Origin of the sequence: Psychromonas algarum, assembly GCF_004376845.1 — a bacterium.
Lineage (GTDB): Bacteria > Pseudomonadota > Gammaproteobacteria > Enterobacterales > Psychromonadaceae > Psychromonas.
The window spans coordinates 204,713-225,621 of sequence record NZ_SNUW01000005.1 but is presented as its reverse complement, the minus strand read 5'-3'; the positions used below and the strand labels follow the sequence as shown (position 1 = coordinate 225,621).

The 20,909-nt window shown below is 35.6% G+C and carries 19 protein-coding genes; 11 read left to right on the top strand and 8 right to left on the bottom strand.

What is annotated here, in order from left to right; translation table 11 throughout:
* Positions 1-5: 5 nt before the first annotated feature.
* Both E2R68_RS06215 and E2R68_RS06210 read right to left on the bottom strand, forming a co-directional pair.
* A complete protein-coding gene (locus E2R68_RS06215; protein ID WP_134276627.1) occupies positions 6-1,817 on the bottom strand; it encodes a choice-of-anchor I family protein in 1,812 nt (603 codons plus the stop codon).
* 198 nt (positions 1,818-2,015) lie between these two features.
* A complete protein-coding gene (locus tag E2R68_RS06210) occupies positions 2,016-3,164 on the bottom strand; it encodes a methyltransferase (protein ID WP_134276626.1) in 1,149 nt (382 codons plus the stop codon).
* Between the two features lie 121 nt (positions 3,165-3,285).
* Between E2R68_RS06210 and E2R68_RS06205 the strand changes: the two genes are divergently transcribed.
* From E2R68_RS06205 to E2R68_RS06190, 4 genes are all read left to right on the top strand, one after another.
* Positions 3,286-4,341: a glycosyl hydrolase family 18 protein gene (locus E2R68_RS06205; RefSeq protein WP_134276625.1), complete on the top strand. Its 1,056-nt coding sequence runs from the start codon at positions 3,286-3,288 to the stop codon at positions 4,339-4,341.
* A 114-nt stretch (positions 4,342-4,455) separates the two neighbouring features.
* Positions 4,456-5,055 carry a PhnA domain-containing protein gene (locus E2R68_RS06200; RefSeq protein WP_134276624.1) on the top strand — a complete coding sequence of 200 codons (600 nt, stop codon included), beginning with the start codon at positions 4,456-4,458 and terminating at the stop codon, positions 5,053-5,055.
* Positions 5,056-5,173: 118 nt separating this feature from the next.
* Entirely contained in the window at positions 5,174-5,593 is a 420-nt protein-coding gene (locus tag E2R68_RS06195) for a DUF3302 domain-containing protein (protein WP_134276623.1), read from the top strand.
* Positions 5,593-6,552, top strand: coding sequence for an HlyD family secretion protein (locus E2R68_RS06190; protein ID WP_134276622.1), 960 nt, complete (start codon positions 5,593-5,595; stop codon positions 6,550-6,552). The genes E2R68_RS06195 and E2R68_RS06190 overlap by 1 nt, the downstream gene beginning before the upstream one ends.
* 538 nt (positions 6,553-7,090) lie before the next feature.
* Here the strand turns inward: E2R68_RS06190 and pyrC are convergent.
* From pyrC to pdsR, 4 genes are all read right to left on the bottom strand, one after another.
* Positions 7,091-8,122, bottom strand: coding sequence for a dihydroorotase (pyrC, locus tag E2R68_RS06185; RefSeq protein WP_134276621.1), 1,032 nt, complete (start codon positions 8,120-8,122; stop codon positions 7,091-7,093).
* A gap of 257 nt (positions 8,123-8,379) precedes the next feature.
* Positions 8,380-9,330 carry a coproporphyrinogen III oxidase gene (locus E2R68_RS06180; protein ID WP_134276620.1) on the bottom strand — a complete coding sequence of 317 codons (951 nt, stop codon included), beginning with the start codon at positions 9,328-9,330 and terminating at the stop codon, positions 8,380-8,382.
* A gap of 24 nt (positions 9,331-9,354) precedes the next feature.
* The gene (gene pdsS / locus E2R68_RS06175) at positions 9,355-11,553 is read right to left on the bottom strand and encodes a proteobacterial dedicated sortase system histidine kinase (protein WP_243834617.1); all 2,199 of its coding nucleotides are present in this window, start codon (positions 11,551-11,553) and stop codon (positions 9,355-9,357) included.
* A complete protein-coding gene (gene pdsR / locus E2R68_RS06170) occupies positions 11,553-12,269 on the bottom strand; it encodes a proteobacterial dedicated sortase system response regulator (protein ID WP_134276618.1) in 717 nt (238 codons plus the stop codon). Before pdsR ends, pdsS begins: the two co-directional genes overlap by 1 nt.
* A gap of 249 nt (positions 12,270-12,518) precedes the next feature.
* Here pdsR and E2R68_RS06165 point away from each other — a divergent pair, with 249 nt between their 5' ends.
* From E2R68_RS06165 to E2R68_RS06145, 6 genes are all read left to right on the top strand, one after another.
* Entirely contained in the window at positions 12,519-13,643 is a 1,125-nt protein-coding gene (locus E2R68_RS06165) for an OmpA family protein (RefSeq protein ID WP_134276617.1), read from the top strand.
* Between the two features lie 10 nt (positions 13,644-13,653).
* A complete protein-coding gene (locus E2R68_RS14195) occupies positions 13,654-13,785 on the top strand; it encodes a hypothetical protein (RefSeq protein WP_279587473.1) in 132 nt (43 codons plus the stop codon).
* Between the two features lie 235 nt (positions 13,786-14,020).
* The gene (locus E2R68_RS06160; RefSeq protein WP_134276616.1) at positions 14,021-14,842 is read left to right on the top strand and encodes an HAD-IIB family hydrolase; all 822 of its coding nucleotides are present in this window, start codon (positions 14,021-14,023) and stop codon (positions 14,840-14,842) included.
* A 27-nt stretch (positions 14,843-14,869) separates the two neighbouring features.
* The gene (locus E2R68_RS06155; protein WP_134276615.1) at positions 14,870-16,096 is read left to right on the top strand and encodes a glycosyltransferase family protein; all 1,227 of its coding nucleotides are present in this window, start codon (positions 14,870-14,872) and stop codon (positions 16,094-16,096) included.
* A gap of 85 nt (positions 16,097-16,181) precedes the next feature.
* Positions 16,182-17,951 carry a sugar phosphorylase gene (locus E2R68_RS06150; protein ID WP_134276614.1) on the top strand — a complete coding sequence of 590 codons (1,770 nt, stop codon included), beginning with the start codon at positions 16,182-16,184 and terminating at the stop codon, positions 17,949-17,951.
* A 243-nt stretch (positions 17,952-18,194) separates the two neighbouring features.
* On the top strand, positions 18,195-18,713 hold the full coding sequence (locus E2R68_RS06145; RefSeq protein WP_243834616.1) for a prepilin-type N-terminal cleavage/methylation domain-containing protein: 519 nt from the start codon (positions 18,195-18,197) through the stop codon (positions 18,711-18,713).
* Between the two features lie 54 nt (positions 18,714-18,767).
* On the opposite strand, the gene E2R68_RS06140 is transcribed toward E2R68_RS06145, so the two are convergent.
* Positions 18,768-19,637 carry a DUF3014 domain-containing protein gene (locus E2R68_RS06140; RefSeq protein ID WP_134276613.1) on the bottom strand — a complete coding sequence of 290 codons (870 nt, stop codon included), beginning with the start codon at positions 19,635-19,637 and terminating at the stop codon, positions 18,768-18,770.
* Between the two features lie 124 nt (positions 19,638-19,761).
* Between E2R68_RS06140 and E2R68_RS06135 the strand changes: the two genes are divergently transcribed.
* Positions 19,762-20,085: an IS30 family transposase gene (locus E2R68_RS06135; RefSeq protein ID WP_166738815.1), complete on the top strand. Its 324-nt coding sequence runs from the start codon at positions 19,762-19,764 to the stop codon at positions 20,083-20,085.
* Positions 20,086-20,243: 158 nt separating this feature from the next.
* Here E2R68_RS06135 and E2R68_RS06130 read toward each other — a convergent pair whose 3' ends face one another.
* On the bottom strand, positions 20,244-20,909 hold the full coding sequence (locus tag E2R68_RS06130; RefSeq protein ID WP_134276612.1) for an HAD family hydrolase: 666 nt from the start codon (positions 20,907-20,909) through the stop codon (positions 20,244-20,246).

Sequence of the window (20,909 nt, the reverse complement as noted above, 5' to 3'; positions counted from 1 at the left end):
CATTATTATTCGATATTTTTGGTCACAATTTCCCATATTGAAACAGAGCCTGAAATTTCATTACCTACTATTAAACGAGCAGGGGTGTTGGCTGTGGCTTCAATAAATGCCATGCCTTCAGGAGCTAAATCACCAGTGATACCTTCGCCTTCTATTGTTCCTCGGTTATAAAAGTAATCAATATAAGTTGCATTAAGTGGATCGGTAATATCGTAAACCATAATGCCGCCCATACGTTCTAAGCCGATAAATGCATAAGTTCTACCATCAATCGTGCCTAATGCTAATGCTTCAGGTTCAGCACCTTTAGCGTCTGAACGAGTATCACCTTTGTTTTCATCTTCATTGTTATTAAATGCTTCACCGTGAATTTTAGCGGTTATTAAACCAATATCATCACCGGAGTCAAACACAACATCACCTTGGCTATCCCAAATACTAAATGAGCGAGCTCCATAAGTATAAAGTTGTTCATATTTACCATCATTATTCGTATCACCTTTAACTGTGCTAACAATTAAGCGTCCTATGTCATTGTCATCATTATTGACGTTGGCAAAACTAGTGGCATCTAAAGTTAAGTTTTTTACTCGAGATTCATCAATGTAAGATAAGCAACCATCTTCTTTATCATAAGCAAGACCTCCATCAGCTAAACAAGCGCTTTCATTTGGACTATCAAAGAAGTATTCACGGCCATCACCTTCATTTGCAGAGACAATGTATTGATGACCATTAACGTTATATGTTGCTAATGTATCGGGCTGATACATTCCGTATAAATTGTCATATTGCTGAAAGTTAATACCTTGGTCTTTATCTGAAGCATCCATTTTATACTTACTCCAATCCTTGAAACCTAAACCAAGGATTTCAACGAGTGTATTGTTAGTAAGGTCAACTACTGCAATTGCATTATTTTCTTGTAAAGAGATATAAGCTGTTGAACTATCTTCTGTTACTGCAACATATTCAGGCTCTAAATCCATAGAAACGGTTGTTTTAATTACATTGCCTTTAATTGTACGACCACTTGGATTAGCAAACACAACACCTTGCGCTTCAAGTTCTGCTTGCTTGTTATTAAAGGCATTAAAGTTTAATTCTGTAGCAGTATCAGCAATAACGGCATTGTTAATATCAATGATTGAAATAGTGCCTTCAGGATCAAATGAATAATCACCACTTGGTTCTCCCTCATTTGCAACAATGACCTTATTGCTGTCAGGAGAGAAGGTAACCATATCTGGTAAATAACCTACTTCAATATTTTTAATGAAGACAGGCGTTGCACCGGCAATATTATAAAAAGCAATATTACCTTTTGTGTTGACGTCTTTAGCAGCAAGAGCAACGGCTAAAAGATCCAGTTTGTCTGAAATGGCAATGCTATTTGCATCCCCTGGAGTATGTAAATTTAAGTTTAAAGTTTTCTCGACTATTAGATTGCTATTGTTAATAACACCTTGGTCATTTTTAGTTAAAGCACCGGCACTAATATCAGATAAATTAAGGATCTCTATTGTCGCTTCATGACCTGAACTATTGATTGCATAAACTCTATTGCTCGCTTGATGATATTGCACAATTTCAGCGGCACCTTCTGCAGATTGAGCTCCTAAAACAGCACGTCCAATTAAGTTAATATCCAATGAAACTGGCGTTATATCGGTTTGATTTTCAATAGTAGGTGTATAGCTGATGCTATTGTTTTTTTGATCTGCAGCGCAGGCAATTAATAGTGTGCTTACAATTAAACTGGTTGCTAGTGGTTTAAAGTGAGTTTTATTAAGGTTTTTAAATTTACTACTGTTCATGTCAATCCTTGTCATTAGTTGATAAATCGAAGACAGATTAATGGGAGAATATGAATGCTAGGTAGATTTTATATGAAAGTTTAATGAAGCTTTTGTGTCGGGAAATAAACCTCTTTATTCTTAAAAATGAAAGAGATAAAAAATGCCACTCAAAAGAATGGCATCAATATTTATTTTCTGTGTATAGCCTAGTTTGAACTATTCCATTTTGACCGCATGTAAAATAACAAATTTTTTGTTTTCAGCAATTAATTCACAATTACCAAAAATACGCTCTAATTTATCTTGATAATCTAAATGACGATTACCCACAATAACTAATTCACCATTAACTGCTAAACAAAAATGAGCGTCGTTAAACATGCTCCATGCAATATGATCCGTAATAGTATGCTGTTGGTGGAATGGAGGGTTACAAAGAATTAAATCATAACTACGACCTTTAAAACCAACTAACCCATTATTAACTACAAAACGTGTATTATCAGAGCGTTCTTCTTCGAAGTTTTTTAACATGTTGATACGGGCAGAATCTACTGCCATGTATGACTCATCAATAAAAGTAATTTGTGCATTTGGATAAGCTTCTGCGGCTGCCATCCCAACAACACCATTACCACAACCTAAATCGATAACCTTGGTGAAATCGCCTTCAGGCAAGTTATCCATTAAATAACGACCGCCAATATCTAAATGGTTACGTGAAAATACATTTGCATGGTTATGGATAGTCCAACCTTGGCGTTCAATATCCCAAGTCGTTGCTATTTCAGTTTCTGCTATTTCACGTTGATCAACCAAGCTAAAGATTAGACGAGACTTTTTCTTTGCAAGTGAAGTTTTTGTTGTTCCAATATATTTTTCAAATAAAGCCAAAGTAGATTTATGAATCGCATCAACCTTACCCGCAGCGACAACAATCGTATCATCGCTGATAACCGCACTTAGCTGCTGTAATTGATACTCTAAAAATGACAGTGTTTTAGGCACTTTGATTAATACAACTTTTGCATTCGTTGGTAGGCTTTGTAAGCTATCTTGAATTAATAATGACTCTGGTCCACAACGATTACGTTGCATATTCAATTTGATTGAACCAACAGATAAAAATGAATCCGATACAACTGTTCTTTCAAAGTCTTTAAAGTAACAACTTAAAGCACCAAAACCATCATTGATGATCAGTAGTTGTCCATCATCGGTAATGTATTGACCTAGTTCACTATCGTTAAAATGATTAATTAAGTATTCATCCGCAGAGTCCCAAGCTTGAAATGTTTCATTTTTTCTGCGCGGGTGGCGATGTAAAATTAAGGTTTGATCTGCGATATTTAATACTTCATTCATAGCGTTTGCCTATTTGATGAGATGCGGAAGAGTTATTTAATCATTTTAACTTGCTTGCCCCCTTAAGGTAAGTGATATTATTACTCATATTAAAAATGTCTAATGGATACAATTTATAGTGATGCAGTTATTTACAAATAAAAAATCAATTCAATGCCTTATTATCTGTGCTTTTTCGCTCTCATTAATCTCTTGTAAGACGCGTGACTTTATCAGAGATAATTGGACTAAAGACCCCGTTGTTTGTGATGCTGATACTACGCCAGTAGATTTTAAGCAAATTGCTTATTTATCTGATCTTGATGAAGATGTTGTCGATGAAATCGACTTTTCAATGTTAACGCATATTATCTACGACAAAATTGCTGTGAATGCTGATGGTACTCTCGAAATTTCAAGTGATCTCGATAATGACTTAGATGATCTAATGGACGCGGTTACTCAAGCGAATACAGGTACATTAGTTCTTTTTTCAATTGGTAGCTCAGGAAGCGAATTTAAAGCGATTGCTAACAGCTCGTCTGCTACATTAACCTTTAAAAGAGCCATTAAAAGTTTATTTGATGATTATTCCATTGATGGAATAGACATTAATTGGCAATTTCCTAGTGCTGCTGATGAGGATGATTTTGAAACGTTAATTGAATCGATTGAAGAGACTGTACATGATGAAAATAAACTATTAAGTTTTGTAGTCAATGCGGGTGATGATAGCTCATTAACCGATGCGGTCTCTGATGATGCCTTAGAGCATGCTGATTTTATCAATATATTAACGCTTGAAAAAGCAAATAACGATAGTGATGATAACTTAGAGGATATGAAAGAATCTGTGGTTTATTGGAAGGAGGAGCGTTGTATAGTTAAAAATAAACTGGTTGTTGCGATCCCTGCACAGGGAGTAAGCACAGATGGCCAGACTAAAACTTTTGAAGATATCTTCACTCATAAAAATTCTGATGTTTGTTTAGATAGAACTGCAGCACGTACTTTCTATTATTATAATGGTATTCCGACAGCAACAGATAAAACACAATATGCACAAAGTTCTGCTGGTGGTGTGGCACTTATATCACTAGAAAATGATTTGTTAGATCCGGCTCATATTAATGATTACTCTTTATTAATGACAATAGACTCACAAGTAAATGGAACACCAAATACAATTTGTCCCTAGCTATTATTAACTCACTACCATGATTAATATAAAAAGGGCTAGGTAGTTTTTTTTGTACACAAAAGGGGGCATAATAGCGCCCAAAATTAAACTCATAAAAATTAAGGTCTTACTATGCCAATCAATGCCGCTTTAACAGAACGCAGTAATGGATGCTGTGAATTATGTTCATCAACAGATGCACTTTCTATTTTTGAAGTTCCACCTGTTAAAGAGCCTAACTCTGATAAATCTGTATTAGTTTGTGCTACTTGTTTGTCACAAATTGAAAAAAACAGTGAAATGGATAACAACCATTGGCGTTGTCTGAATGACAGTATGTGGAGTCAAGTGCCAGCAGTACAAGTTACCGCTTTTCGTTTATTAACTCGTTTGAGTAAATCAGGTGAAGGTTGGGCGCAAGACTTGTTAGACATGATGTATATGGAAGACGAGCAAAAAGCATGGGCTGACTATGGCGTTGCTGCTGATGAGATTGAAGCTGTTGCTCCAACTCGTGACTCAAATGGTGCAATCTTAGTCGCTGGTGATAATGTTACCTTGATTAAAGATTTAGAAGTAAAAGGCGCTAACTTCACTGCTAAACGTGGAACACCTGTACGTAATATCTCGTTAACAGATAATCCTGAGCATATTGAAGGACGAGTTAATGGTACACGTATTGTCTTATTGACAACTTTCCTTAAAAAAATGCCTTTATTTGAAGATAAATAGGTTAATAAACAACCTTATTAATCCCATTTTGTGATTACTTTGCAAATTTAAAGTAAATCTCTTTGTGGGATTTTTTATTTCTGTGATAATAAATTAATTTTAAATGAAAGGAATCATTATGCTTGAAACCATAGCCTTAGGAATATTAATCTTCGCAGCAATAACACTTTTCTACGGTATTATCATGATCCATGATATTCCCTACGATATTGCTAGAAAACGTAATCACCCCCAACAAGATGCAATTCATACCGCGGGTTGGATCAGCCTTTTAACACTGCACGTACTTTGGCCATTTTTATGGATCTGGGCGACGTTATATCGAGAAGATAGAGGCTGGGGCTTTTCTGATAAACAAGCACAAGAAAATAATAATGATAACAGCATGCAATTAATTAAATTGCAAAACCGTGTTGAAGCATTAGAAGCTGCTTTAAAACAGCAACAAGCCGTTATAACAACTAAAGAATATACTTCAAGCGAGACAATTGAGCCTTCAGGTGAGTCGATTATTGCTGAACAGCAAGGAGATAAATAATGGATCTATTATTGGTTTTAACCTATTCCGCTGTTTGTCTGGTTATTTTTAAAGTATTTAAAATACCACTGAATAAATGGACTGTTCCAACTGCTGTATTAGGGGGCATTGCATTAATTGGTACCCTGATTATGTTGATGAATTATAACCATCCTTATTCAGAAGCAAGCCGCGAATATTTTATCACGACACCTATTATGCCTTCTGTTCGTGGCACAGTGGTATCAGTAGAAGCTAAAGCAAATACACCGATGAAAAAAGGCGACGTATTATTTACTATTGATCCCGTTCCTTTTCAATCTCAAGTTGATGCATTATCAGCTCAATTAATCAAAGCTGAAAAGGATTTACAACGCGCAAGAGAGCTAAGACGTAAAAGATTAGGTAGTCAAGAAAGTGTTGATACGCAAACCTCGTTAGTGAATAACTTAAAAGCACAATTAGAGGGTGCTAAATACAACTTAGACAATACCGTTGTTCGAGCACAAACAGATGGTTATGTTACTCAAATGATGGTATTTCCTGGTTTGTATGTTGTACCTATGCCGTTACGTCCTGCCATGGTGTTTGTACAAGAAGATTCATTTAGATATGTCGGTTGGTATCGTCAAAACAGTACTTTACGTTTAAAAGCGGGTTTTGAAGCTGAAATGGCTTTTGATGGCATCCCAGGTAAAGTGTTTACGGGTAAAGTGGTACAAGTATTACCAGTTTTAGCAGAAGGTGAAGTGCAAGCCTCAGGAAGACTGATTAATTTTAATGCGATCGATATGCCGGGTCGAGTACCTGTTGTGATTGAAATTGATGATCCTCGTTTTGATGAGTATCGAGATTTATTACCGGGTGGTGCTTATGGTCAAACAGCTATTTATTCAGATTCGTTCCATCATGTAGCCATAATGCGTAGAGTCTTATTACGTATGTCTTCATGGATGTCTTACTTCTTCCCATTCCATTAATGAAGAAGTATTAAGGCTAAATATTAGCCGTAACTTTTAAAAGGCGAATTTTCATTCGCCTTTTTTGATCTAGGTGCGTGGCTTTGAAGCTACCTAATACGAATCTTAATGTAGGGCGCAGCTTTTAAGGTACCTAGTAGCAATCTTGATGTAGGGGCGTAGCTTTTAAGGTACCTAATAGCAATCTTGATGTAGGGACGTAGCTTTTAAGCTACCTAGTAGCAATCTTGATGTAGGGGCGTAGCTTTTAAGCTACCTAATAGCAATCTTGATGTAGGGACGTAGCTTTTAAGTTACCTAATAGCAATCTTGATGTAGGGGCGTAGCTTTTAAGCTACCTAATAGCAATCTTGATGTAGGGACGTAGCTTTTAAGCTACCTAGTAGCAATCTTGATGTAGGGGCGTAGCTTTTAAGCTACCTAATAGCAATCTTGATGTAGGGGCGTAGCTTTTTAAGCTACCTAGTAGCAATTTTGATGTTAGGGGCGTGGCTTTTAAACCACCTTAAAAAATATAACCCCTAAATATATTATAAGCTTACACTATTTTCCAAGTGATGCTTTCATTTGCTTTAATCGGCACAACAACATCATTACCAAAGGTTAACGTTGCAGGAACAGGCCATGATGTTTTTTCTATTGTAACGGTATCTTCATTACGCGGTAGCCCATAAAAATCAGGACCATTAAAACTAGTAAATGCTTCTAATTTATCTAAAGCATTTTCTGCTTCAAATACTTCTGCGTATAACTCTAAGGCTGCAAAAGCAGTGTATGAGCCTGCACAACCACATGCTGACTCTTTTGCACCAATAGCATGTGGCGCAGAATCCGTTCCTAAAAAGAATTTTTTACTGCCACTAGTTGCTGCTTTAACTAATGCTGACTGATGTGTATTACGCTTTAAAATAGGTAAGCAATAAAAGTGCGGTTTAATACCACCAACTAACATATGATTACGGTTAAACATTAAATGATGTGCAGTGATTGTTGCAGCAACATTAGCACTTGCTTGATTAACAAACTCTACGGCATTAGCGGTAGTGATATGTTCAAGTACTATTTTTAAGTTTGGATAGGCCTCTACAATTGGGCTTAATACTTCTTTCAGAAAAACTGCTTCACGGTCAAAAATATCGACATCATGAGTTGTGACTTCACCATGTACTAGCAGAGGCATATTTACTTCTTGCATTGCTTGTAGTGCACCTTTGATATTTTTAAAATCAGTCACACCTGAATCAGAGTTTGTTGTTGCGCCTGCAGGATAAAGTTTTGCAGCATATACATGCCCAGAGGCTTTCGCTTTTTTGATCTCTTCTGCTGTTGTTTTATCTGTTAAGTAAATAACCATAAGAGGAGTAAATGTCGCTTTTGGCTGTGCTGCCAAAATACGTTCACGATAAGCTAATGCGCTGTCAGTTGTCATTACTGGTGGCACAAGATTTGGCATAATAATAGCTCTACCCATATAACGACTGGTATCACGTACGGTATCTTTTAATACTTCACCATCGCGTAAATGTACATGCCAATCGTCTGGACGAGTGATCGTTAATTTGCTGCTCATAAAGTGCTCCGCATAATAAAAAGGGGGGTAATATCAAAGATATCTATATAATTAAATACATTATTAAATTTGTGCTTATTCCGCATAACACAAACTGACATAATTATTACGTTTGATATAAAGAGCAATGATTTTAGAAGTATAGAAAGGTGAAGTAAAGCAGTAGTTGAAACTGCTTGGCTATCAAATAAATACAATGAAACATTTTTCATGCATATTTGCTTGATAGCCAAAATGCTATAGGAAATCAGCAGCTCTTATAAATAATGCTGGCGAATAGCATTTGCAATATTTGTTTTTATCTCAGGGGTAATATGCACACTTTTCTGCTCGGGCAATAATTCAACTAATACTTTAACAAGAGGTTGTTGTGCGGGTAATGATGATGTTATCCAGCTCGCTAATAAAGCTCGATTAATATAAGCGGGTAATGAACCTAATGTCCCTACATCATTTTGGTTATGTATTAACAACCCGGCTGTAGTTCCTTTATCAAGGGTTAATACTTGGTAAAAATAAAGTGTGTGATAGTCGAGTTGTTGCTGTAACTCCTCATCAGAAGGTGGGGCTAAGCGACTAAATTTATCGTTTAATATGCTGATGTAACAGTTAATCGCTTGTTGAGCAAAATCGATAGCAAAGTGCTTTGGTGTATTTTCATCTCCAGTAAAACCTTCTAAATAGAAATGACTGATACCTCGATATTTTTCTAATGCAGGAATATAAAAATATTGATTACCTTGTTGAATACCACTTTCAAAATATTCTCCCGTTGCTTGTTGCAGCATGGTATTAAATAACAAAGTATCGGCTTTATCTTCAATCGCTGGGTTTAAATCTGCCATTAAACGCCAATATTGTTGTCCATTTTTTAATTCAGTCCAACTAACATGAATATGTATTGACGGTGCTAGTGGATGTTGAGGATGAATAATGGTGGATAAGGCTGTTGCAGATAAAAAGTTTTTATCAGGATCATCTTCAAAGTGTATTTGTGACACATTCACAGATGCTCGATTAAATACCATATTATCACTTGCTTGAAAACGTTCACCTCCACCGTGTTTCCCGTTATCTCGTAACCATGATACGGATTTGAAATGAGTACCGGTAGAGAGTTGTGCTAAAGCAGTTACAAAATGATGCTGAACTTGTGTCAGTTGTTGTAGAGCAAATTCTGCTTTTTCTGAAGTAGCAAATACGCGCATGAAATTTCCAGCCTTTGAATATGGTTAAAGATTAATGAGAGGCAAGGTAATAGTAACCGTTACCCCAGTCAAGTGACTATTATTGCTAATTGATAACGTTGCTTGGTGGTGATCACAAATCATTTTTGCAATGTATAAACCCAGCCCCAAATGAGTATCATGTTGCTGAGAAGTGGGTCTAATGGAGACCATAGATTGAAATAGGTCTTGGCTGTTTTCATTAACAAGTAACGGGCCTATATTTTCAATACTTAATTGAGCACTCTGTTGTTGTTTTATTAAGGAGACTTTAACTGCATTATCATGCACAGAAAATTCAATCGCATTATGGATAACCTTGTCCAACATCTGCACTAAAAAGTCGGGATCTGCATTTATCATCAACTGCTCATCGGTGATTTTTTTATCAAAATGAGCATCTGGATAAATCATCTCATATCCCTGTAAACAACTGTTTATTAGAGTACTTAGATTAATACTTTCTTTTTCAGCTTGTTGCAAACTTTGCTCAATACGGCTTGCTTCACTCATGCTTGTTAGAATTTTATTAAGACGTTGAATACCTTGCTGAGAGCGTTGTATATATTTTTGTTGTTCATTATCTGCAGGTAACAAGGCTAAGTTTTCTAAAGAAGAGCGAACAACCGCAACTGGCGTGCGTAATTCATGTGATAAACGAGCAGAGAGCTGTTCAACATAATGGTGATATTGACCTAAACGTTTTACCATATCAGCCATGCTGCGTGATAAATCTCCAATTTCATCACTTTGTGGACTTGCGTGAAACTCACCATTTAAACGTCCATGTTGGTCAAGTATCTGCTCGCTTTGATCTCGTAATTTTCGTATACGGCTTACTACGGTGGAGATAAATAAAAATAATAATATGCCTGCCATTAATATCACGGCGAGTAATACATTAAACATTTTTTGTAATGCTTGATTACGTAACGTCAAAATGCCGTGATTTGTTTCTTCTGCAATAACAACACCTACAATTTGTTTATTTTCTTGGTTATCTGTATTGCTTTTAACATGACCACTAGGTGTCATAAATATCGGGTGAGCAGCACTTAAAATAGAGACTTTTTTATCTGCACTGAGTCGCCATTGTGTAACTGCTTTTCCCAATAGCGCTTGTTCAACTAATGAATTTTTTAATTGCGTATCGTTTTTTATATCATCAATAAAACTATTATCTGCTTTGTCTAATAATAGATCGTAGATAGGGGTTAATAAGCTAGCTGTTATTTTCGACCAAAAAGAAGCGCTTGTTTGTGTTGCTAGCTCTTCAGGCCAAACACCTGTGGCTTGATGAATATCACCGGCTTTTGCAATTACTCGTTGGTGTCTATCAACAACCCATAATCTTGAACGAGTATGGCTCATGGCTAATAAGATGTTTTTTATTTCAGGTGAGGGAATTAATACACTGCCTAATTTATCAATGTCTAATACATTGGATGTGCCAATGGTTTGATCTATTTTACCCGTGTCAGGATCCGAAACGGTATTCAGTTGAAAGCCTAATTTATTGCCTAATAAAGTTAAAGGCATTCGTAGCTCTATGTTATACCCGTATTCAGTTGATTTCCAAATACCTTGAATGGACTTTTCTCGGGTTAAATTTTTAGCATATATGCTGTGTTGTGGATAGCGATAAGCATTAAACCAGCCATCATTGCTAACGGAAATTATATAGCGTTCTAATTCACCCGTTGGGGCACTCATGGCGAGTATTAGATGATCGTTATGTGTCATATTTTGATCACCACTTTTACGCCTACTCGGATGTGAATCAAACACTTCAAAATAAGCATAGAGGTAACCAGATTTCTTACCAATGGACTGATTAAAATAGACTTTATCGCTATTTGTGTGATTGTCTGTATTTAAATGACTGGGGTAGGTATTTTTAAAGTTTTTAATGTTTCCCCAATCATCATTGTTAGCATCAAGCGTGATCGGGTCGGCTAAATCGTAAACATATAAATCGTGACCTTTTTTTACATCTGGTAAAAAACTAATATCTTCATTAAACAATGAAGGTCTTTCATGTAAAGTCATGGCGATAGCACTGGTTGTACCAAGTAATGTTTGTTGTTGTCCTTCACGTAAAAAGTTTTCCATTTGTACAATGAATTGATAAGCAAACCAAGGTAGCAATAATAATAAGCTGCTTAGTGTCAGTAATTTACTGCGTAATCCCCATTTAAATTGCATTATGATTTAAGCTCTGGTTTATCTGCAGTAATATCCCAACGATATCCCATGCCATAAATAGCTTTAATTTCATCAAATTCAGGATCAATTTGTAAAAACTTTTTTCGGATCCGCTTAATATGTGAAGTAATAGTATTATCGTCTACCACCATATTGGCATCTTTCATTAACTGTTGGCGACTTCTTACAACACTCGCTTTATTAGCTAACGCATGAATGATCCAAAACTCTGTGATAGTGATATCTAATAACTGTCCATCCCAACTGATTTGCATCTTGTCATTATCAATCGTTAATGCGCCTCGTTGCAGAACGGCTGATTCAGAAGTTACCATCGATTGGCTTAATTCAACTCTTCTAAATAAGGCGCTAATACGCACCATTAAATGTGCATAACCAATTTCTTTACTTAAATAGTCATCGGCACCTAAACGTAAACCTGAAATACTATCCATATCATTATCACGAGCAGTCAAAAATATAATAGGAACGGTGGCTGATAACTGACGTAATTGCTGACATAAAGTAAAACCGCCATCGTATTCATTGCCTAAACCGACATCGATAATAGCTAAATCAGGTAAGCGAATAGAAAATGCTTGATAAGCTTCATCGCGTGTTGAATAACCATTTACTTGATAACCATGGCGCTGCATTAAGTCTATGTAATTTTCACGAATAGCGTGGTCATCTTCAATTATAGCAATACGTTTCATGCTGGTGGCTATCCTTGTTTATTAATCAATGTGTATTGTGGAGAAACGCAGTATACAAAATTTATTACCTGGAATGTGTGTAAAAACATGAAATAAAGCAATTGCCATTTTTTGGACATAATTGATCATTGCTTTGCCATTGTCTGCCCCTAATTTTGCCATTTAGATTTGTTTTAATACTGACATCAACAACGACAGACACTAAAACAGCAACTGAGTTGCACTTATTATTCTAAAGGGGTAAACATTATGAAAAAAAACACACAAAAATCATTATCAAACTTTAACAAAGCAGTACTTAGCGTAGTAGTACTTTCTGCAATCACGGGCGGATTAGTTTTATTAGAAGAATATCGAACTGAACGTTCAGCATCACAATATACAGATCAATTAACTGAATATACTTTAGTTGAAACATCTCAACAAACTGCCAATGAAAATGTTACTTACTTAACTCAAAAACAAGATGATAGTTTATTAACAACCGATGCTCAGCAACTTGCGGCTATTGCAGAAAACAATCTATTAGATGATGCAGTAGTAGACGATACACAGATGCAAACCACAGAACAGCATGAGAGCCATAAACTTGCTGCTGTGAATGAACAAGCAATCGGTTCAGCATCTAGTGTAGACAAAATAGAAAGCAATAATGTCCTTTTTAAACTTTCATCAGCCAAGATAGCGCCAGAATATAAGATACAACTACTTGAAGTTGCGGAACAAATAAAAGCACAAAATAGCGATCAAAAATGGCAGGTTATTGGTCATACAGATAGATCGGGCCGTGCAACTTACAATTTAAGCTTAGCTAAAAAACGTGCTCAAAATGTTGCAACCTTTTTAATTGATCATGGCGTGAATGCAGAGCAATTAAGTTTGGTCACTTTAGGCGAATATGAGGCGTCGAGCCAAATTCATCAAGCTTATAACCACCAACTAAGAAGAGTGCAGATAAAACAGTACCAACCTGAATTAGATAAATTAGCAATGACGATTCAAAAGCGTGAAGAAAAAATAGAAGCGCGAGTGAAGCGACAAGAAAAAGCATTACAGCTAGCAAAAAAGGAAGCGCAGACAGCAACTTCAACAGCTCAATTAAATGAGATAAACCATGCAGATAAGCATGGTGTAGTCGAAGTTAATACAGATCTTACTTTAAATGAGCTTGAGCAAAACACACAAGTTAAAAGTGAAAATGCAAAGTTGATAAAAGAGCCAAATGAATCAACGAAAAATAATAAAAAGGGGGCTTCAAACAAGACAACTGAAATAGAGTTGATTGAAGGAAATGAAAAAACCACATCGGTGGAAAATTTATCCATAAAACCGCTGGGTCAATCACTTATGTCAACAAAAACCTACGCAGTTTAAGGAGAGTAATATGAAACAGCCATCTATTTATCAAGACTCTCAACATACAGATACAATTGGATTCTTGAGCATTAAAGAGCTTATGAGTGCGATGGCTATTTCTATTATGAGTTTGATTTGTTTAGTTTTTTGTGTATTGTAAACGTATAAGAAACGCGAAAAAATGTTAAGTAAAGATTAAACAGTTTGAAATAAAAGCCGTTTAATCTTCATGAGAAATTAATGCGTTTATAAGAGACTCATTAATTAAGCAATGGCTTATCAGTAAATATGACAGATCAAGCCTGTTCATCATAAAGCGATTTTTTATGTTATTTAGATTTATATTATTTAGGAAAGAAAGATAACGGATATCATTATTAATAAACGGAATATCGATGCATAAAAAAACATTAATTTTTACCGATTTAGATGGCACATTATTAGACCATTACACTTATCAAACAACAGAAGCTGAAGACACGATAAAAAAGCTAAAGCAACATGACATAGCGATTATCCCTAACAGTAGTAAAACGCTCCCCGAAATTTTACTTATCCGCAAGCAACTTGATTTAAATTCCCCTTTCATTATTGAAAATGGCGCCGCCGTTTACATCCCCGTCAATTACTTTAAAAAACAACCTGAAGAAACTCAATTGCAAGGTGATTACTGGGTTAAGTCATTTTGCCAAGATAAAGACCATTGGTTGTCTGTATTAGCGACCAATGCCATGTCATTTAAACCATGGTTTACAGGTTTCTCTGAAATGGATGAACAGCAGGTTGCAAGGTTAACTGGCTTGAATATTGATAATGCATCATTGGCAAAACAGCGTCAGTATAGTGAACCCTTAGATTGGTTTGGCAGCAAACAACAACAAACAGAATTTATAAGCTTAATGCAAAGCTTAGGGGCGAATGTATTAGAAGGAGGGCGTTTTCTGCATATCAGTGGTGCTTGTGATAAAGGCCAAGCGCAACAGTGGTTAACCGCAGTGTATGAAGATCAATTAATTGATAACGAACCTGCTATTAGCATCGCACTAGGTGATGGTAAAAATGATATCGCAATGCTGGAACAAGCGACGATAGCGGTACAAATTCGTTCCCCTGTACATGAATTTACCCACTTAAAAAGAACCAACAATGTTTATCAAAGTCAGCAATACGGGCCAGCGGGTTGGGCAGAATGTTTAAATGAAATTTTATCATTATAAATAATTGGAAATTAAAGGAATAATAACATGGCAAACTTTTATCAAAATGGCATTGTGACTACAATGCATAACCTTAGACAGCGTAGCAATGAAGACCTTGAAGCTGAACTACAAAGCTTTTCCTCAACTCGTCCGATGGGACTTATTTTGCCTTCACTTTATTCTGAATTAGAAGGTGATGCATTATCAGATATTGTGGAGCATTTAAGTGAAGTGCCATATTTATCTGAAATCGTTATCGGATTAGATCGTGCAAATGAAGAGCAATATCGACATGCACTTAAATTCTTTAAAAAATTACCTCAACATCATCGTGTTTTATGGAATGAAGGTCCTCGTTTACAAGCATTAGATGCAAAACTACAAGCCTTAGGGGTTGCACCTAAAGAGCTAGGTAAAGGACGTAATGTTTGGTATTGCATGGGTTACACGCTAGCTTCAGGGAAAGCTGAATCAGTTGCATTGCATGATTGCGACATTGTGACTTACGATCGTTCTTTATTAGCTCGTTTAATCTATCCGGTTGCTAATCCATTATTTAACTATGAATTCTGTAAAGGCTATTATGCTCGAGTGGCCGATGGAAAAATTAATGGACGTGTATCTCGCCTCTTAGTGACACCATTGGTTAAAGCATTAAAGAAAACGGTTGGACATAATGACTATTTAGAGTTCATTGATAGCTTTTTATATCCATTAGCAGGTGAGTTCTCTTTCCGTAAAGACGTATTAAGTGATTTACGCATTCCAAGTGATTGGGGATTAGAGATTGGCGTGTTATCTGAAATGCATCGTAACTATGCAAGTAATCGTACTTGTCAGGTTGATATTGCTGACGCTTATGATCATAAACATCAAGACCTTTCATTAGATAGTGTTGAAGGTGGCTTATCTAAAATGTCTATTGATATTACTAAAGCCTTTATCCGTAAACTCGCGACACAAGGTGAAACATTTAGTCCTGAAAGCATCCGTACATTAAAAGCAACCTATTACCGTATTGCCCTTGATTACTTAGAAATGTATCGAGGTGATGCTTTGATGAATGGATTAAGTTTAGATATTCACAATGAAGAAAAGGCCATTGAAATGTTTGCTGAAAATGTCATGACAGCGGGACAAATCTTTTTAGACAAACCAATGGATACACCTTTTATTCCTTCATGGAGCAGGGTGATCAGTGCAATGCCAGATGTATTAGAGCAACTTAAAGAAGCTGTAGAATTAGATTATCAAGAGTTTAGTGAGCAATAAAATCACAGGGGATGGCAGTCACTAAAGGCTGCCAATAATAAACAAACTAAGTTTGCTGAAATAATTATTATTGAAGGGGGTTTCTATGACGGACTTTAATTCCATAGATAATGAGTTAGATTTACTAAAAACCAAATTAATACAACAGCTTAGTTTTATTTATAATGAAGTTGAGTTAACCACCAGTTATGAACAGTTGAGTGATGAATTAATACAATTAATGCGTCTTGAAAAAAACTGCTGTACACCCGTTGCGTATCAAAATCATTGGTCGCAACAAGATGTCATCATGATCACTTATGGTGATACTTTAGTAAAAGAAGATGAAAAACCACTTGTCACGCTACAGCATTTTATTGATCAATATTTAAAGAAAAGTGTTAATAGTATTCATATCTTGCCATTTTTCCCATACAGCTCCGATGATGGTTTTTCTGTCATTGATTATTCAAGTGTTAATGAATCTTTAGGTGGTTGGCAAGAAATACAGGCAATCGCAAAAGATCGCCGCTTGATGTCAGATTTAGTTATTAACCATTGTTCAAGCAGAAGTGCTTGGTTTGATAACTTTATTAAAGGTGAAGGTATTGGACATGATTACTTTTTTACCGCTTCTCCAGAAGATGATTTAAGTGACGTTGTTCGCCCTAGAACATCTGATTTATTAAGAGAAACTGAAACAGGTAATGGAACACAGTATGTATGGTGTACTTTTAGCCATGACCAAGTCGATTTTGATTTTAGAAATCCTGAAGTATTAAAAAGCTTTGTCAGTATTATTCGTTTGTATTTAGACATGGGAGTTAAAATATTTCGTTTTGATGCAGTTGCATTTTTGTGGAAAAAACTCAACAGTAGCTCGATCAATCTACCTGAAACCCATGAAGTAATACGTTTATTAAGAACACTACTTGAGCATGCACAGAGTGATGCGGTGATCATTACAGAAACAAATATCCCAAATTCACAAAACCTAACCTATTTTGGTAATGCTAATGAAGCACATGCAATCTATAATTTTTCCCTTCCTCCTTTATTAATTAATACATTAGTCACGGGTGATTGTTTGTACCTTAAACGTTGGTTAATGAGTATGCCGCCTTCACAAGATGGCACCACTTATTTTAACTTCATCGCATCCCATGATGGTATTGGATTGAGGCCTGCAGAAGGGTTGTTAAATGACGATGAACTAAACATTTTAGTTGAAACCATGCAAACCTTTGGTGGGAAAGTCTCTTGGCGCAGCACAGAATCAGGGCATCAAAAACCGTACGAAATTAATATCGCTTTATATGATGCATTAAAAGGGACAACCAAAGGCCCAGACGAGTTTGGATTACAGCGCTTTATTTGTGCTCATGCCATTATGTTTGCCTTAGAAGGGATCCCTGGTGTTTATATTCATAGTTTATTAGGCACGCAAAATGATTATGAAAAAGTAGAAAACACACAGCAGAATAGATCGATTAATCGTCATCGTTGGGATTACGAACAACTACAAAAGAACTTAGCGGATAGCCATAATCATCATGCGATTGTGCTCTCTTCTTTGAAAAATTTATTAGATATTCGTATTAAACAACCTGCTTTTCATCCAAATGCAACTCAATTTACATTACATCTTGGTCTGCAATTATTTGGATTCTGGCGACAAAGCAAGGACAGAAAACAAAGTATATTTTGTATTAGTAACGTGACCGACCAAGAAATCACGTTAGCGATTCATGATTTAAATCTTGTAATGACAGATCAGTGGATCGATTTAATTACAGGAGATGAATTAACCATGCAACAAGAAAGTTTTGTGTTGCAACCTTACCAAACGTTATGGATAGCAAATCGAATATATTAACAAAAATGTAAGTTTACTGAATAAGTTAGTCGTGAAGATAATGGTACCAATTGTATTAAGTAGGTAATGTTGAACAGTAAAATAGATTCACTCATTATTGCAATTGGTATTAGTAAACTTGCGTTTTTATGTTATCCAAATCAAATAGTATCAAAATAATTTTAAATGATGATAAAACACTACCATATAATCCTACTCATAAAGGAATAGAACGAAACCTGTCATTTAAATGGAAGTGAATGTGTGAATAATGTGAAAGGCAACCTAGATTCAAAAAATAAACAATCAGGTTTTACGTTAATAGAATTAATTATTGTCATTATCCTGATAGGTATTTTATCCTCTATTGCTTATTCATCTTTTGTTTCCTTAGGCCGAGATGCAAAAATTGCAGCCATCAAGCAAGTTCAATTAAGCGCAAAAACAGCAAATGATTTTATGTATATGAAATCACACATGCCAAGTTACTCCACCCAAATAGGCATTGTAGGACGAGATGATCTACTGGATGTTGATACCAATGCTGATGGGCAGTACGATACACGATTAAAATGGTTCTATCTTGATAATACCGATGTTGAAAAGCGTATTGATCTATCTGATGATTTCTCCATTATTTATGAAGGAATTGAACATACCTATATTGGATTTGATACAAACAAAGATAATGATGTAAGAAATGATGATTGCTATTTTAAATACACTCAAGCAAGTTCGATTAATACTCCACCAACTTATATGATGAATTTTGATGGTTGCTAAAACCTTTATCCAAAACCTATAACAAACTTTAGCAACCAAACATAAACACAAAATCTAATGATGCATTTTGTCTAATTCAGTTTGAAGACTTTGTAATTTATTTTGTATTTTCATTAAGTTATCAGGCCCCATTCGTAACATTAATTTCTGAGCATCATTTAAATTTTCCAATTCAAGACTACTATAACGGTACATCACAGAAGGGGAGTTCAATTTAATTGGCTCTGTAACAATGGGTACGCTTAATACCATTTCTATTGCACCATTTAACGCGTCATCAAAATTTGCTCCAGGACGAGCAATTTCAGCATAGGCTTCATCAATCAACGGCTTTAATTTTTTATAGTGTTCTACTATTTTGTGACTATCAATAGAAACAATATAATTGGTGTAATTGTCATAACGCTCATAACTACGTGGATCAACAAAAATCTCTTGGTTTCTGCTTTCAATTATAAAAGGTTGGTTGATGGCTGTTAGAGGGCTAAAGTTAGAAATAAACTCACCGTTGCTAAAGTTAGCAATAAAAACAACTGAGCTACGAAGCAAGTCATGTTTTAATAATTTCTCTGCAACTAAACCCGGTTCACTTACTTCTGTAAGAGTGGTTAAAATAATAGGGTCAGATTCGTCTAATAAAGGGAGTGAATCATCTACTTCTTGTGCTTTTGGCACTTCAGCTTTAATAGGTAAAGCTGAAGAGGGCACTTCTATCGGAACGAGGTCTGAATCTTCTTCAAGTACAATGCTAGAGAGCTCATTTACATCTTTACTCATATTCTCAATCGGCTCCATGAGAGCGATAACACTGCGATTTGAGTTAGAATAAACAAAATAATAAACACTGTATCCTAATACCCCAATACAGATTAATAGCAAAATAATACTTACCCACGAAGAGTGATCTTTATGTTCTTGAACCATGTTGATTTTACTCCATCAATAATAACTAACTGATTGAACTACTAGGCTAATCTTATACATATATATTACAGTTGCTAGTAGGATATTAAACGTATTTTTTTGTAGAAAGTATTGAATCGTATTAATGCAGGATATTCAACTTAAAGGTGGGGGATTCACCATCACAGCAGATAACGCTAAGGAGTTTACTTTTCATGAAGTGATGACTGAGCATTCAAAGTGTGGGAGCTACTTTGCGACTCCTTATTGCTCATGGCAACGTGGCTTGAATGAAAACGCTAATGAACTATTACGCCAATATTGGCAGAAATTAACGGGCTTTAAAAACATATCGCAAACAGAAGTTGAAGGTGTAATAGTTAACTTAAATGATAGGTCAAGAAAGAAGCTTAATTTCAAAGCGCCAGCCAACTTAATGGCTGAACATATTATAGCTATAGCTACTTAGTGATTTTGTATTTCAGGTTGAATCTGCTAACTAGTTTTCCATTTAACAATATATCTGTATTACGGCTCATTAAAAAGATTTAATAACCAGAGTCTGCATTGGTCGCGTAGTCTGCTTTACTAATATCCTCCAAGGTATTAAAAAGTATGAAATAGCTCCTACTTTCCCCATTTGTATACTTGCCAATGATCATGATTTTTCTTTTGCTCTATTAATTGCTCACAAGGATTAATTAAATAAGTATGATCTGCGTAAAGACACAATGGTAAGTCGTTGATTGAATCAGTGTAAAAATGAATGCTTTGAAATTCTATTGTATTTATCTCAATCCATTTTTTTAAGCGCTGAACTTTGCCTTCTCGATAACTTGCTACACCGTCAACTTGGCTTGAATAGCAATTATTTTTCATCAATAGATCGATACCAATTGCATGTTCAATACCAAGTTGCTTTGCCACCTTTTTAACGATAAAAGAGACTGTAGCTGAAATAATCAGTAAAGGGACTTCATTTTCTTTTAGCTGAAAAATTAATGTTTTTGCTTCAGAAAATACGTTAGGTAATATGGATTTTGTAACAAACTCATCGACCAACTCATCAATTTGGGTTGCGGAAACGTCCATGATAGGTGCTAAGGAGAAGGTTAGATACTCTTCCATATTCATTTCCCCTTGTGCATATTCAAGCATCATTGCGCGATCTTTTTCAATAAAATTGGGATCCTTGATAATGCCTTTTTCTACCAAAAAAACATTCCATAACATGGAGCAATCGCCATTGACTAAGGTGTCATCCATATCAAATACGTAAAGAGGTTTTAGCAT